General features: G+C 61.2%; 13 protein-coding genes. 10 read left to right on the top strand and 3 right to left on the bottom strand.

Features of this window, described 5'->3' with window-relative positions; all coding sequences use genetic code 11:
* The first annotated feature begins 65 nt into the window (after window positions 1-65).
* Window positions 66-2,519 carry a PAS domain-containing protein gene (locus A4E33_RS09210; protein WP_292347471.1) on the top strand — a complete coding sequence of 818 codons (2,454 nt, stop codon included), beginning with the start codon at window positions 66-68 and terminating at the stop codon, window positions 2,517-2,519.
* Between the two features lie 28 nt (window positions 2,520-2,547).
* Here the strand turns inward: A4E33_RS09210 and dapF are convergent, their stop codons facing one another.
* The 3 genes from dapF to A4E33_RS09195 all read right to left on the bottom strand — a co-directional run bounded on the left by dapF (window position 2,548) and on the right by A4E33_RS09195 (window position 6,481).
* On the bottom strand, window positions 2,548-3,366 hold the full coding sequence (gene dapF, locus A4E33_RS09205; protein ID WP_292347469.1) for a diaminopimelate epimerase: 819 nt from the start codon (window positions 3,364-3,366) through the stop codon (window positions 2,548-2,550).
* A 306-nt stretch (window positions 3,367-3,672) separates the two neighbouring features.
* On the bottom strand, window positions 3,673-4,986 hold the full coding sequence (gene lysA, locus A4E33_RS09200) for a diaminopimelate decarboxylase (RefSeq protein WP_292347467.1): 1,314 nt from the start codon (window positions 4,984-4,986) through the stop codon (window positions 3,673-3,675).
* A gap of 532 nt (window positions 4,987-5,518) precedes the next feature.
* The gene (locus A4E33_RS09195) at window positions 5,519-6,481 is read right to left on the bottom strand and encodes a ribose 1,5-bisphosphate isomerase (protein WP_292347465.1); all 963 of its coding nucleotides are present in this window, start codon (window positions 6,479-6,481) and stop codon (window positions 5,519-5,521) included.
* Between the two features lie 54 nt (window positions 6,482-6,535).
* Here A4E33_RS09195 and A4E33_RS09190 point away from each other — a divergent pair, with 54 nt between their 5' ends.
* The 9 genes from A4E33_RS09190 to A4E33_RS09150 are packed head-to-tail and all read left to right on the top strand — an operon-like array spanning window position 6,536 to window position 14,736.
* On the top strand, window positions 6,536-7,393 hold the full coding sequence (locus A4E33_RS09190; RefSeq protein WP_292347463.1) for an HAD family hydrolase: 858 nt from the start codon (window positions 6,536-6,538) through the stop codon (window positions 7,391-7,393).
* Between the two features lie 35 nt (window positions 7,394-7,428).
* Entirely contained in the window at window positions 7,429-9,042 is a 1,614-nt protein-coding gene (atwA, locus tag A4E33_RS09185; protein WP_292347461.1) for a methyl coenzyme M reductase system, component A2, read from the top strand.
* Between the two features lie 7 nt (window positions 9,043-9,049).
* Window positions 9,050-10,576, top strand: a complete 1,527-nt coding sequence (locus A4E33_RS09180) for a methanogenesis marker 3 protein (RefSeq protein ID WP_292347459.1) — start codon at window positions 9,050-9,052, stop codon at window positions 10,574-10,576.
* Window positions 10,573-11,031: a methanogenesis marker 6 protein gene (locus A4E33_RS09175; protein ID WP_292347457.1), complete on the top strand. Its 459-nt coding sequence runs from the start codon at window positions 10,573-10,575 to the stop codon at window positions 11,029-11,031. Before A4E33_RS09180 ends, A4E33_RS09175 begins: the two co-directional genes overlap by 4 nt.
* A 1-nt stretch (window position 11,032) precedes the next feature.
* Complete coding sequence (locus A4E33_RS09170) at window positions 11,033-11,479, top strand: methanogenesis marker 5 protein (protein ID WP_292347455.1); 447 nt, start codon at window positions 11,033-11,035, stop codon at window positions 11,477-11,479.
* Entirely contained in the window at window positions 11,476-12,714 is a 1,239-nt protein-coding gene (locus A4E33_RS09165) for a methanogenesis marker 15 protein (RefSeq protein WP_292347453.1), read from the top strand. The genes A4E33_RS09170 and A4E33_RS09165 overlap by 4 nt, the downstream gene beginning before the upstream one ends.
* Before the next feature lies 1 nt (window position 12,715).
* Window positions 12,716-13,297 carry a methanogenesis marker 17 protein gene (locus tag A4E33_RS09160; RefSeq protein ID WP_292347451.1) on the top strand — a complete coding sequence of 194 codons (582 nt, stop codon included), beginning with the start codon at window positions 12,716-12,718 and terminating at the stop codon, window positions 13,295-13,297.
* Window positions 13,294-14,232, top strand: a complete 939-nt coding sequence (locus tag A4E33_RS09155; RefSeq protein ID WP_292347449.1) for a methanogenesis marker 7 protein — start codon at window positions 13,294-13,296, stop codon at window positions 14,230-14,232. The genes A4E33_RS09160 and A4E33_RS09155 overlap by 4 nt, the downstream gene beginning before the upstream one ends.
* A complete protein-coding gene (locus A4E33_RS09150) occupies window positions 14,233-14,736 on the top strand; it encodes a carboxymuconolactone decarboxylase family protein (protein WP_292347447.1) in 504 nt (167 codons plus the stop codon).
* Window positions 14,737-14,751: the final 15 nt, after the last annotated feature.

Below are 14,751 nucleotides of genomic sequence, written 5' to 3'. Positions count from 1 at the left end.
GTAACAGACCGCCCCTTATAAAAATTGTAAGCATTATATCCCATCGGGCGGAATGGTTGTTGTTCATGGTGCTCAGCAGGGAGATCACCGCACGGATCCGGGAGGTGCTGGAGAAGCACCCGGAAGGGCTCAGTATCACGGACCTGGTCAAATCCGTGGATATCAACCGGAACACGGCGGGAAGGTATCTCGAGAACCTCCTCCTCTCGGGACAGGTCGAGATGCGGCGGTTCGGGATGGCAAAGCTGTACACGCTGGCACGGAGGCTGCCGGTCTCCTCAGTCCTCTCCATCTCGTCCGAGCTGGTCATGCAGCTTGATCTCTCAGAGCGGGTGATCTATGCCAACGATCCGCTGCTCGCGTTCCTTGGCGTCCAGGCAAAGGACATGTCCGGCAAGAACATCTCGTTCACCGCGTTCTCCCTTGTGTTTGAAGATGTGTTTCCCGAGCTCCTTGAGAGGTTCCGGAAGGGACTCCGGGGCGAGGAGTGGCGGGGGGAGTTGTCCGCCCCCGTCCGCGGATCCTACTTCTTCTGCCGCGTGGCACCGACAGTGTTCAACGAGGGCACCAAAGGCGTTTCGGTCCTGCTCGAGAACATCACCGACCAGAAACGGGACGAGGAACGGATCCGCAGGAGCGAAGCCCGCCTGCGCGGCATCTTCAGGGTATCCCCCGTCGGTATCGGCGTTGAGAGGAACCGAACCTTTCTTGAGGTCAATGAACGGCTCTGCAGGATGACAGGATACACTGCCTCAGAGCTGGTAGGAAAATCCGCACGCATGCTGTACCCCTCTGAAGAAGAGTTCGAGCGTGTCGGGACACTGAAATACAACCAGATACAGCAGAACGGGACGGCATCGATCGAGACCCGGTGGGTGACAAAGGATGGTGCGGGTATCAATATCATCCTGAACCTGACCCCCCTGGACCCGGCCAATATCTCCGGCGGGATCACCTTCACGGCGCTGGACATCACCGGTCGCACGCTTGCCGAACAGGCACTGCGGGAGAGCGAGGCCCGGTACCGCAACCTTACGGAAGCCTCGCACGATCTGATCTTTGTTATCGGGAAGGACGATCGCGTGGACTATGTCAACAGCTATGCCGCGGAAGTCCTTGGACTTCCGGCTGATCGGGTGATCGGGAAAAAACGGTCCTTGTTCTTCCCTGGCGAACTCGGGGAACGCCAGGCTCAGCAGCTGCAGCGGATATTCATGACGGGAAAGCCCGCTCATTCTGAAGGGGAGATGAAGATAAACGGGACAGTTCACTGGTTCGACCACTACCTGACGCCGATTATGGATGCCCGGGGTGAGGTCACCTCCGTTCTCGGCGTTTCACGTGACATCACCGCACGAAAGCAGGCCGAGCAGGCGCTGCAGGAGAGCGAGGAGCGGTACCGGAAGCTCATCGAGATCTCGCCCGATGCAGTCATCCTGCACCGCGACGGGAAGATCATCTACGTGAACCCGGCGGCTGTCAGGCTGGTCGGGGCCGGAGATTCCCGGGAGGTGCTCGGGAAGAACATCCTCGATTTTGTTGATCCCTCCTTCCGCGGGGCTGTCCAAAGAAACATTGAAGACGATCTCAGTGGCGGGACAACGCCTCCCATGGAACTGCAGATGCTCCGGCTCGACGGGACACCGGTTGTTGTGGAAGGGCGGGGAGTGGCCACATCCATCGAAGGAATGCCAGCCGTGCTTGTGGCGGTCAACGATATCACGGAACGGTACCGTGCGGAGCTTGCCATCAGGGAGAGCGAAGCGCGGTACCGTGCGGTATTCGAGAATACCGGTGCTGCCACGATCATCATCGAAGAGAATACGATCGTGAGCCTGGTGAACAGCGAATTCGAGCGCATCTCCGGGTATTCCCGGCAGGAGCTCGAGAAGAAGAGGAGCTGGACGGAGTTCGTGACAAAGGAGGACCGGGAACGCATGCTGGCGTGGCATTACCAGCGTCGCGAGGGAAGCGATACTCCCAGCCAGTACGAGGCCGGCCTCGTGAGGAAGGATGGGGAGATCCGGCGGGCCCTCATCACGGTCGGCCCGGTTCCGGGGACAACCCGGTCCATTGTATCGGTCACCGATATCACCGACCGGAAACTGATCGAGGAGCAGCTCCGGCAGCGCGAGCAGCAGTACCGTTTCATTGCGGACAACTCGCTGGATGTCATTACGCGCCTCTCGAACGATTTTATCTGTCTCTATGTCTCGCCCGCCGTCACCCGGCTCCTCGGCTATAGCGAGATGGAGATCCTGGGCAAGAACCTCATCTCGTTCGTTCATCCCGATGACATTACCCCCTGCTGGGACCTCCTCGATACCAGCGTCCGGCAGGGATTGCAGCAGCTCACCATCACGACCCGGCTCCGTCGCCAGGATGGCCGGTATCTCCCGTTCGAGTCCACGATCCGGGTCATCCGCGACGAGAAGTCGGGCCGGGTCCGCGAGTACCTGAGCATCTCCCGTGACATAACGGCCCGGAAACCTGCAGGACAGGAAGGCGGCGGGGACTGAACGCCGGCCAGGGCAATCCCCGGAAAAATCAAAAGGGTATTACGCCGGAAAAAACGGTTACGGCCGGCCCCTGCACTTTTGTCGTTCCCTTCAGGGAGACGGTGACGGAGCCGCCCCGGGTCTCGACTTCGACGGTGTCGCCGGCCTGGCCGAGCCGGTGCATGACTGCCGCCGATGCGGTTGCACCGGTACTGCAGGAGAGCGTCTCGTCCCCGGTCCCGCGCCCGAACGTGCGGATTTGGATGTTGTTCTGCCCGGTCTTCTCCACGAAGTTCACGTCCGCCCCCTTGGGGAAGGTGGCGTGCCGGCTGATTGCCGGGGCAACGTCTGCGACATCGACTGCGTCAACATCCTTCACGATGATCACGGCGTTCGGGACGCCCGTGTTCGCGGCATAGACATCGTAGTCCCCGATATGTTCCCTGTATTCGCCGCTGCCGGTTGCCGGGATATCGCTGCGGTCGAACTGCGGGGGGGACATGATGACCGTTGCCAGAAATCCGTCGTCGGAATTCTCTGTCACGACCGAGAGCGATCCAGCGGCAGTCTCCACCGTGAAGGATCCTTTCACGTACCCGGCATCTGCTGCAGCTTTGGCAAGGCAGCGGATCCCGTTCCCGCACATCTCCGCCTCGCTCCCGTCCGGCAGAAAGAGGCGCATCCGGAGACTGTCCTTTGCCGACTTCATGAGGAACAGCACGCCGTCGGCACCAATGCCAACCCGGCGATCGCAGTAACAGGAAGCGAACTGCCCTTTCATGTCGTCGGGAATGACAAGTGTGTGGTACTCGTCGATCACGATGAAGTCAACGCCATTTTCGTGAAGTTTGCTGAAATGAATCTCCATGGAAAATCCCCCGTGCCCTGCCGTCTCGCGGGTTCCCGCCGGTTCTTGCCTGTACTACTGTTGAGGGCCCTGATCTCCGATAAAAGCATCGGTTCCGGTGAATCTCCCGGCCGGGTCCGGTCACGACGTGATTCGTTCTGAACCGGTGCTGCCGGGTGCAGAATTCGCAGCCCGGACCGGTTTTTGAGGATGAGGCCGGTGACGTTCTGAAATCACGGGTTGCTGGCGAAAAAAGAAAAGGCGATACCGGTATTCCCCGGGTCGGGATTTACCGTTTCCTGCACCCTGCCTTTGCCGTTCCGGGTATTACTTTCGTGCAAGCCCGGAGAAGTCCGATCCTTCGAAGTCCAGGGTGGCGAAATAATCGTTCGCGGTCTCCGCCCTCCGGATGAGCCTGAATGTCCCGCCTTTCTGCATCAGGAACTCGGCCGAGCGGAGCTTGCCGTTGTAGTTGAAGCCCATTGCGTGGCCGTGCGCTCCCGTGTCATGGATCACGACGAGATCCCCGGGGCTCATCGCGGGAAGGAACCTCTGGACAGCGAACTTGTCGTTGTTCTCGCACAGGCTGCCGGTCACGTCATACACATGATCAAGGGGCTTCTTCTCCTTTCCAAGCACCGTGATGTGATGATACGCGCCGTAGAGGGCGGGGCGCATAAGGTTTGCCATGCAGGCATCAAGCCCGACATAATCGCGGTGCTTCCGTGCAACGTGCCGTACGCGTGACACCAGGTACCCGTACGGCCCGGTGACAGCCCTGCCGCTCTCCATGACGATGCGCATCGGTGCAAGCCCGTTCTTTGCGATAATCTCCTTATAGGCCTTGTGAACTCCCCGTGCATATCGCTCAAGGTCAACCTGGTGATCGACCGGTGAGTAGGGAATCCCGATACCACCGCCGAGATTGATGAACTCGACCCGGATGCCGGTCTTTTCCTTGATCTCGACAGCCAGATTGAACAGCAGCCGGGCCGCTTCAACGAGGATATCCTCGTCGCGCTGGTTGGACACGATCATGGCATGCAGGCCGAACCGCTGTGCGCCTTTCTTCCGTGCGATCGTGTAGGCTTTGAGGATCTGGTCGTGCGTGAGCCCGTATTTCGCTTCGGCCGGGTTCCCGATGATCGCGTTCCCGTGACTGTATTCCTCGCCGGGGTTGTACCGGAAGCAGATGAGCCGGGGGATTCCTGCGGCCTTCTCAAGGAAACCGATATGGGTGATATCGTCCAGGTTGATGACTGCTCCCATTTTCCTTGCAAGGGCGAACTCATCGGCCGGTGTATCGTTGGAGGTGAACATGATCTCCTCCCCTTTGATTCCGGCGGCGTCTGCCAGCAGGAGCTCGGGAAGTGAGCTGCAGTCAGCTCCCATCCCCTCCTCGTGCAGGATCCGGAGGATGGAGGGGTTCGGGAGCGCCTTGACCGCGAAGAAATTTGTAAAGCCGCCCTTTTTACCTTCAGTATCCGTTACCCACGAGAATGCTTTGTACAGCCGCCGTGCTCCTGCGCGGATCGCCTCCTCATCGTAGATATGGAACGGTGTCGGATACCTTTTCTCAAGTTCCTCGATCCGGGCTTTGGTAAAGGGGACGGTCTTTGTGATTGGTTTCGCTCCCTGCATGGGTACAGATGGGTTGTGCGGGGAATTTATTGTTTTGAGGGTGCGGGGAGAATGGAACAGGTACGGAATTGTGTTCCGTTGAGTCTTTTTGGATTCTTGGAAAGCCTTTCAAGGCAAAGCTCTGGATTGGGAAGGAGCCACGGGCGCTCGGGGTCTGTCGGGGCTCGCCCCGTGGAGCACGATTTTGGATCGAAATCCATGTGATAATTTTTCATCAGGAATGGATCTCCCATGAAAATTACGCTTCAGGATAAACGATGGGGGCTGATGCCCCCATACCCCCTTCAGGATAGATGCCGCCGCCCCCGCGGGGGCGCTCCCGCGGCGGCCTTCGATTACCGGTTCCCAAAACCTGCTCTGGCCCCGCCGTGCCCCGGAGAGGCCATGAGGCAGGGAGCCCTCATACATATCCGGATTTCATGTTCTTTTCATCATCCTGATGTGAAACCCTTCATGCCCGTTTCAACAGATCCGCTTTTTAAGATGACTATCCTGCAGCCGGCATCAGAATCCCTGACCGGTTGCGGACGCCTCATTCCCCGTTGATCCCGGAGGGGCCGGTCTCCGCCCCGAACTCCCCGATGTCCCATCCGAGGAATTCCCGGATGATGACGTAGGCCATCTGCGGCGGGATCGCCCCGGCCTCGGTCACGATCAGGTCGATAAATTCCGGAGGAGTGACGTCGAACGCCGGGTTGCGGACCGTCACATTCGGCAGCGTCTTCCGGACAGCTTCCGGTAACACCTCGTCCGGTCCCCGCTCCTCGATATCAATGAACTCGCCCATGACCGTCCGCGGGGCGAACTTGTAGGTCTCGGTGGCAACGATCATGTTCACCCGTGCTTCCTTTGCCGTGTGGGCCACCTGCGAGGTGCCGATCTTGTTCACCACTGCACCATTGACCGTCACGGCATCGGCGCCCACGATGACGAGATCCACGTCGTTGATAAACGATCGGACGGCCGAGTCCACGATGAAGTTCGTCCTGATCCCGGCATCGTTCAGGGTCCGGATCGTGATATGCCCCTGGTTCCTCGGCCGGACCTCGGTCGCAAAGACCTCGATATCCCTCCCCTGCCGGTGCGCCTCGATGATGCAACCCAGCGCAACCTCGGAGTTGCAGTGCGTCAGGATCGTGTCGCCATCGCGGATGTGGCGGGCGCCGAACTGCGCGATCTTCTCCACCGCGTGCCGGGAAGAATCGATGAACCCGTCTGCCCTCCGGACCAGGGCGGCGCGGGCCTCCTCCACGGTACGTTCGTCGCCAAGGCCTCTCATGACAATATGGACGGCATTCGGGAGCGACACTGCGGTCGGCCGTGTTGCGATCAGAACCCGTGCGGACCGTTCCATCTCTTTTTTAAACGCCTGCAGGTCCTTTGCTTTCAGGGTCTGTGCATGATCCCGGAGCGCCTCAGCGGCTGCACGGGCGATCCGGCCGGCCCCCCGGATCTCCATGCTCTTTATCTTCTCTGCGGTTTCAGGTACGGTCATCAGCTTCATTGAACAATGGAGTGAAAAGGACAATAAGGTATTGCCGGGTGGATCATGTCAGTGGCCGTTGTTTTCGACAGTGCAGGAACGCTCCTGAATACCTACCGGGTTGCAAAGGACATCTGCAACAACACCCTGCTGCCCGGCATCGAGACCACGACGCTCACGTTCAGCTCGCCCGACCGCGTCCTGATTGTGCTCCCGGTCCGGTCAAAGGATCTCATGGCAGCGCCGGCCGGCACCGTCCTGTCGGAATACCTGGTCCGGCATGATATCGGGTTTGGCATCAGCTGCACGCGGAAAATCACCACAGCCGACGAGATCGGGGAGGTTCTGTATGCCGATGACCGCGCCCGGGTGGGCGACCTGCAGGAGTGCATCCGGAACGTCTGGACGGTCTGCAAGGAGGAATCGGTCGTGACGCTGAACAGCGGCGCCATCATCAACATGGCGCAGCGGGGCATCGAGTTCGCCATCACTGCCGGCGGCTGGCCGTTCGATGGCGCAAAGGACGCGATCACGGCTCTCCACCGCATGGGCGTGCCGACCTTCATCGCATCCGGCGACCGGGTCACCAAGCTCGAAAAGATGGCGGACCATCTCGGGATCCCCCGCGACCGGGTCTATGGCGTGGCAACACCGACGGTCAAGGCCCAGATCGTCAGCGACCTCCGGCAGGAATACGACAAGGTGCTGATGGTGGGGGACGGCATCAACGACCTGTGCGCCATGCGGAACGCCGACATCGCCATCCTGACCGTCCAGCAGCCGGGCGACCGGCCGGAAGACCTGTACAAGGAAGCGGACCATGTGGTCAGCAGCGTGGGGGAGGTCGTGACCATCGTGGAGGACCTCCTCCGGGCAAAGAAAAGTTGCGATCGTGACGGCTGTGATACTACACATAAAAGGTAATATGCCACCTGTGCCACATTAGATACAAGGGTATTATGAAGGCTCCATTGATCACAGTCGAGAACCTTTCCATGAATTTTGACGGGAAAAGCGTTCTCAAAAACATCTCTTTTGAGATCGCGGAAGGCGAGGTCCTGGGGATCATCGGCAGGAGCGGTGCCGGTAAGACGGTCCTGATGCATCTCATGCGGGGCGTGGAACAGCCCCCGACGAGCGGCAGGATCGTCTACCATGTGGCAGTCTGCAGCGGGTGTGCATTCCTTGACGTGGGGAGCGCCGCCGGGAAGCCCTGCCCGCACTGCGGCGGTTCCATGGCAGCACAGGATATCGATCTCTGGAACGAGAAGGACGAGACGCTCCGTCGCCGGCTGATGCGGCGGACGGCCATCATGTTCCAGCGGACCTTTGCCCTGTACGGCGACGACCGGGTCATCGAGAACGTCCTCCACGCCCTCGACGATATCGATTACCCTGCCGAGCAGGCCATCAACCGGGCGGCCGACCTCATCGACCAGGTCCGGCTCTCCCACCGGATGATGCACATCGCCCGCGACCTCTCGGGCGGCGAGAAGCAGCGGGTGGTCCTCGCCCGCCAGCTCGCAAAGGAGCCCTTCATGCTCTTTGCCGACGAACCCACCGGCACACTCGATCCCGGCACCGCGAAGATCGTGCACGAGATGCTTGCCGAGGCGGCAAAGACAAACAACATGGGGATGGTGGTCACGTCCCACTTCTCGCAGACAATCGAGGATGTTGTTGACCGGGCTTTCCTGCTCATCGATGGCAGTATCGCGAAGGCCGGGTCGCCAAAGGAGGTCATCGCCCAGTTCATGAAGGGGTATGACGACTCCGAAAAGTTCGAAGAGGCCGAGCTTGGCGAGAAGATGGTCGTTGCCCGCGACCTTATCAAGCGCTACATCTCGGTCGACCGGGGCGTCGTGAAAGCGGTCAACGGCGTCAGCTTTGAGGTCCAGACCCGGGAGATCTTCGGCATCATCGGCAAGTCCGGGGCGGGCAAGACCACCCTCTCCGGCATTATCGCCGGTCTTGTCGAGCCCACGAGTGGCGAAATGAATATCCGGATCGGAGAGGAATGGGTGGACATGACCAAGCCCGGCGTGGATCAGCGCGGCCGGGCGACCCCGTATATCGGGCTCCTCCACCAGGAGTATGACCTCTTCCCGCACCGCACGGTGCTCGACAACCTGACCGATGCCATCGGCCTCGAGTTTCCCAAGGAACTCGCCATGAGAAAAGCGCTCGTCACGCTCAGGATGGCAGGGTTTTCCGAGGAGAAGAGCGCGGAGATCCTCGAGCGGATGCCCGGGCAGCTCTCTGACGGCGAGCGGCACCGTGTTGCCCTTGCCCAGGTGCTCATCCGTGAGCCCCGGCTCGTCATCCTCGACGAGCCAACCGGCACCATGGATCCCATCACCAAGGTCGATGTCAAGCACTCCATCATGCACGCCCGCGAGGAGATGGACGAGACCTTCATCGTTGTCTCGCACGACATGGATTTCGTGCGGGACATCTGTGACCGCCTGGCCCTGATGCGGGGCGGCAAGATCGTGGAGATCGGCAAGACCAGCGACGTGCTTGCGCATCTCACGGCGGAAGAACGCAAGGTCATGAGCCAGCCGGCCCCATGAGGCGGCCATGGTCACCATCCACCTCGATGGGGAGCGGCTGGTGGCTGCCGACGGAAGCACATTAACCAGTATCCTGAAGGACCATCCCCCGGACTGTGCGGTTGCGATTATCCGCCCATCCACGCAGGAGCAGGCTAAGACCGGCAGCCTTGCGATCAGCACGACCGCCGGCCAGGTAGTGGTCGAGCTTGCCGGGGACCAGGCAGCATTTCTCGAATCCCCGGATCGTGTCCCGTCCCTTACGCTCCACTGGCAGGACCGGTACGCGGCCGCATTCGGGCCGTTCCCCGCGGATACGCGCCCGGCAAGGAAGCCGCACCTGTACGAGCGGGGGGACGTTATCCTTGGCTGCGGCGGGTACGATCCGGCGCGGTCGTACCTGATATTTTCCCGGAGCAGGCACGCGGCGGACCATGGTGCGGGTGAAGACGGGGGGATCGTCGGCAGGGTTGTCAGCGGCCTCGGTGTCATCGACCGCTGGTCGACCGGTGACAGGGTAACGAAGACGGAACCGGTCATCAGCTGGGCGGACACCAGCCGTTCGTTCACCACAACCGACCTCTCTCTCCCGCTCGAGGACGGGATGCGGGTCGTGACCCGGGTTGCCATCGTCGCACAGGGGTTTGCTCCAGAGAAGATCTCGGACGAAGCGGCCGCGAGCGTCGAACATATGCTCCTCTCCCTGCAGAGCGGAAGGTTCGTGGCCGACCGCTCAACGAGCACCCATATCGGCGACCTGCGGCGCGCCGGGACGGAGGTTCCCCGGGAGTATCATCACCCGCGGCGGGAGGGCGCCGTAACAGTCCGCACGGCAGGAAAAGCGGCCGGGGGAGTATTCCTGTACCGGACCGATGTGCCGGGGAGCATGGCGCACACGGTCGTCGGCCAGGTAGTCCAGGGGATCGAACTGGTCCGGCTCGCGCAGGAACACGACGTGCTCGCGGTAGCCGTACGGCCGGAACGGATCAACCTGCTCGGCATTCCGCTCCCGCAGGCAAAGGGCATTGCAGCCGCACGGGGGATCGCGCTTTCCATTGACAGGGACGCGGGGGAGCGGATTGTTGTCGCTCAGGAACCCGAAACCACGCTGGAGATCCTGGCAACCGGGAAAGTCGCCGTGACCACCGCACCCATCGACAAGGTGATCGATATCGAGCTCGATGAAGCACGTGCACCGGCGAGCGTTGCGGTGTTCCGGCGAATCACCGGCCTTGCCGAGCACGATGCCGGCGTCCTGCCGGTCTTCATGAAGTTCGACGACGTGGTGCTCTTCCGGCCAACGATCCCTCCCGGCATCAAGCTCATCCCGGAGAATACTCCGGACAACGAGGCCCCTGCGGCAGCTCTTGCCATCACCAACGATTCCTGCAAGAACGCAGGCCTCGTGGGCGTCCGCCTCTCGGCCCACCGGGAGTTCGGGCCTACGTCCGAGCCGTTCGACGGGACCAATATCATAGGAAGGGTCGTAGATACGGATAAGATCAAAAAAGTGAAGGAGCGGGAGAAAGTGTATATCAGGGAGGTGCGGAAGTGACGGACTATACGCCGGTCCATGCCGGGACCGTGACAAAATACGTTGTCGTGGAGTCGTTCGACATCACGCCGGCGGACCTCGGGATCCGTGCCTACGAGATCTCGAAGGACACGATGGTCAAGGAAACCTGTTTCGGCCTCGTGATCAACGGGAAGGAGGAAGAGGTGAACCGGGTTGTCGCGGAACTGCGGAAGATCGATCCCGATCACATCTTCGTCAAGGACCGGGGGTTCCCGCCGGGCGATCCCCGTCGCTGCCGGGCCAACATCGGCGGCGCACGCCCGGGATACCATGGCATGGAGAACGAGATGACGGTCATCCCGTACGTCTCGCACGGCCTTGAAGCGCTGAAGACCCGCGACATTGCATCCGTCCCGCCGCCGGAGAATCCCCTCGACCACCGCGAGCTCGGGATCGCCCGCCTGAAAAAACTGATTGAAGCACAGGAGTCCTGAAATGGCAAAAGTATTCATTTACCCCGCAACGAGCCTGATCCTCTCCGACCTCGTCTCCCGTTACGGTCACACACCGCTCTCATCGGCTGTTGCCGTGCGCGAACGTATCCAGACCGCAGGACTCGAGTCCCCTCCGCTCCAGATCACCCCCGAGGAGCCCAAGAAAGGCCTCCGGTGGGCGGCAGTCGAGGTCCCGGCGGGAGTCCGGGGACGGATGGCGCTCTACGGGCCGCAGATCGAAGCCGCAGAAGCAGCGATCATCATTAACGACGCGGACCTCTCGTTCGGCTGCATGGGGTGCGCCCGCACGAACGAGCTGGTAAAGTACCTCCTGCGGCAGAAGGACATCCCGAAGCTCGACCTGTACTACCCGAAGAGCGAGGAGGAGGGCGTGCGGTTCGTGGCGGCGATCAAGCGGTTCCTTGACGGGCTGGGAGGGAAGCAATGACCCAGCCGGTCCGGATCGCCCAGCTCTCCTGCGGGGCGGAATACTCGGGCATCCAGCACGAGATCGACACGGCGGCAGCCGAGGTCGGCGGGGAGATCTTCTTCCCGGACATTGCGCTCAAGGATATCCGCCGGGACTTCGACCTCTTCGGCCTCGACGTCCGCAGCCCCGACCTGAAACTGAACATCGCCCGGGCAAAAGCGCTCGTGGAAGGGCGGGTGGAGGCGGATGCGGTCTTCATCGCCACCTGCTTCCGGTGCGCCGAGGCGGCTATCGTGAGAAACGAGCTCCGGCGGTACATCACCGAGAACTCGCGCCTCCCGGTGGTCAGCTACTCGTTCACCGAGCGTACCACCGCGGGGACCCTGCTCACGCGCATGGAAGCCCTCACCACGATCGCCCGCAGGCGTGCCCTCCTCGCCCGCGAGGTGCAGCAGGGCATTACCCTCGGCGTCGATTCGGGTTCTGCCACAACGAAAGCTATCGTGATGAAGGACAACAAAATCATCGGTACCGGCTGGCAGCCCACGACCGAGGTGCTGAAGAGCGCAAACGAGGTGATCGCCCGCGCCCTTGCCGAAGCGGGTCTCACCCGGGACGACATCCAGGCGGTCGGGACCACGGGATACGGGCGGTTCCTTGTCGGGAAGGAGATCAGGGCCGACCTCATCCAGGAGGAGCTGACGGTCAACTCGAAGGGTGCCGTGTATCTCGCTGACCGCCAGCACGGGCCGGCGACCGTGATCGATATCGGCGGCATGGACAACAAGGCCATCTCGGTGATGGACGGGATCCCCGGGACCTTCACCATGGGCGGCATCTGCGCCGGCGCCAGCGGGCGGTTCCTCGACATGACCTCAAAACGGCTGGGCGTCGACATCACCGAACTCGGACCGCTTGCCATGAAAGGGATGGGCGCAAACGTGCCGATGAACAGCTACTGTATCGTGTTCGGTACCCAGAGCCTCGTGAATGCCCTTGCCGCCGGCAGCAGGCCCGAGGATGTTGCCGCAGCAGCCTGCCACTCCGTTGCCGAGCAGGTCTTCGAGCAGCAGCTGCAGGAAGTGGACATCAAGGAGCCGGTGATCATGGTCGGCGGGACGTCCCTGATCGAAGGACTTGTCTACGCCATGGGCCAGCTCCTCCACGTGAACGTTGTTGTCCCGCCCCACTCGCAGTACATCGGTGCGGTCGGGTCGGCGCTCCTTGCGTCGGGATTCATACAGGAACGATGAGATGGCAGCCCTCGAGTACTTTGAAGTGGAATGCCCCGAGCCGCTGGGGGCGGAGTACTACCGGCAGATCGCAAACGACGTCCTGCTCGATCACAACCTCCTGAAAGTCGTGGAGAAACTCCACATTTATATCGATCCGAAGGTGCCGGTCTTTGTTGCGGTCGGGACTCTGCGCCGGATCACCACGATCGTCCGGGTCCGCGATTTCGTCAACGTGAACCCGCTCGAGGGCAAGATGACGCTCGTCATCTCAGACGAGACCTACCTTGCCCCGATGCTGAAGATCTTCTGGGAGACATTCGGGAAGGAGCACGTGGAGCAGCCGGACCGGTTCACGGTCATGCTGTATGACGTGAAGATGTCCGCAAAGGAGGTCGAGGACATTGTCGTTGCCGATCCGAGCGAGTCCCTCTTCCGCGACCTCATCTATGCGCTGCGGTGCATTGCGCCCGAGGGGTTCCGGCTGCGGAAGGAAAAGTTCGACAAGACGAAGTTCTCGTTTGTCGCAAGCGAGAACACCCTTGCCGAGGATATCGATGCACTCGTGGCGCAGAAGTTCGCCCTTATTGGTGAGAAGCCATGACGCTCGTGCCGGTCACGTACAAGGGTGGGATCTACCAGCACGACATCATCACCGACCTCATCGAGGACCTCGGCGGCTACATCGTCCAGAAGCACGTTATTGCATCGGAAGTGGTGCTCCAGTGTTTTGTCCCGAAAGAGGACATCGAGTTGATCCGCCGGCTCGGCAAGCCGCTCTTTGGCGAGGTAACGGATTCGCCGCTCGTGGGTACCGAGATTGCCATCGTGTCGATGAGCCTCGAGATCCACCACCTGCCCCACCCGTCGTGCGACATCGCGGAGTACGTGCGACGGATCGGGGCCAAGAGCAACATGGTCAGCCTTGCCCGCGGGCCCGGGAAACGGATCTCGGGCCTGAACGACGAGGAGCGGGACGTGATCAACGAGCACGATCTTGCGGTCTACCTGATGGGGAACTTCGAGCACTGCATCGGGGAGAAGATGCCGAAACTCCGGCGGGGGATCGATGTCCCGATCATCCTCTGCGGCGGCCCGGACGAGGCTGCCCTCCGGCGCATCACGGACCCGCCGTTCGACGGGTACGTGGGGAACGTCGGGCGGTTCATGCGCCGGACCAAGGAGGCCGAACAGCTGGAGAAGCTTGACGAGATCGTAGACGTGATCACCCGGGTTGTCGAGAAGAAGCGCGAGGAGATCGCAAAGGATCCGCTCTCGGTCTCCCCCGCCCGGCTCATGGACCTGATCCGGGAGAAGGTGCCGGCGATCCTCGACGTCACCTCACCGACGCCCCTGACCGTGCAGATGCAGGGCCTCCGGGTCAAGCTGCCGTACGATACGTTTGCGGAGCCGCTGAAGAAGATCGCAATCGAGGACGGGATACACCTTGGCGATGTGGCAGAGGTTCTTCCCTCACGGATGCGGGACTACATCCTGGTGAAGATCCTGCCGTTCTCCGAGACGAACATGGTGGTATGAATGGGAAAAGCATCGAAAATGCATTTTGAGGAGAAGCTTGCGCACATTGTCCGGCAGGGCGCCGACGTTACCGCGGAAGAGTGGATGAAAGCCATCGAGGTGGAGTACGGGAAGGTCCCGCTCATCTTCCGGCGGATGAGCGAGCGTCCTGAGGTGCTTATCTCCCACCTGCTGTACAAGGGTACGGTGGCCGAGACGAGCCCGCTCGACCCCAAGTACGTGGAGCTGATCAGCATGGCGGTGGGGGCGGCCCTCAAGTGCCCGCACTGCACCGGCTACCACATGCAGGCCGCGCTGAAGATGGGGGCCACCCGCGAGGAGATCCTCGAGGTGATCCTGCTCTCGGGCATGATCTCGAACTCGTCGGTTCTGGCAAACGCCTACCGCATCGTGGACGAGAAACTCGAGAAGTGCATCCCCTGCGAGACAAAAGGGGTCAGGCAGGCAGGGAATGCGGCGGGAAAGAAGAAGCCGGCCCGGCGGAAGACGGTAAAAAGGAAGTAAATAACTTTTTTGGGC

It is taken from the genome of Methanoregula sp. PtaB.Bin085 (assembly GCF_002067035.1).
GTDB lineage: Archaea > Halobacteriota > Methanomicrobia > Methanomicrobiales > Methanospirillaceae > Methanoregula.
Note: the sequence above shows the minus strand (reverse complement) of the source record. Positions and strands in the feature narration are given on the sequence as shown.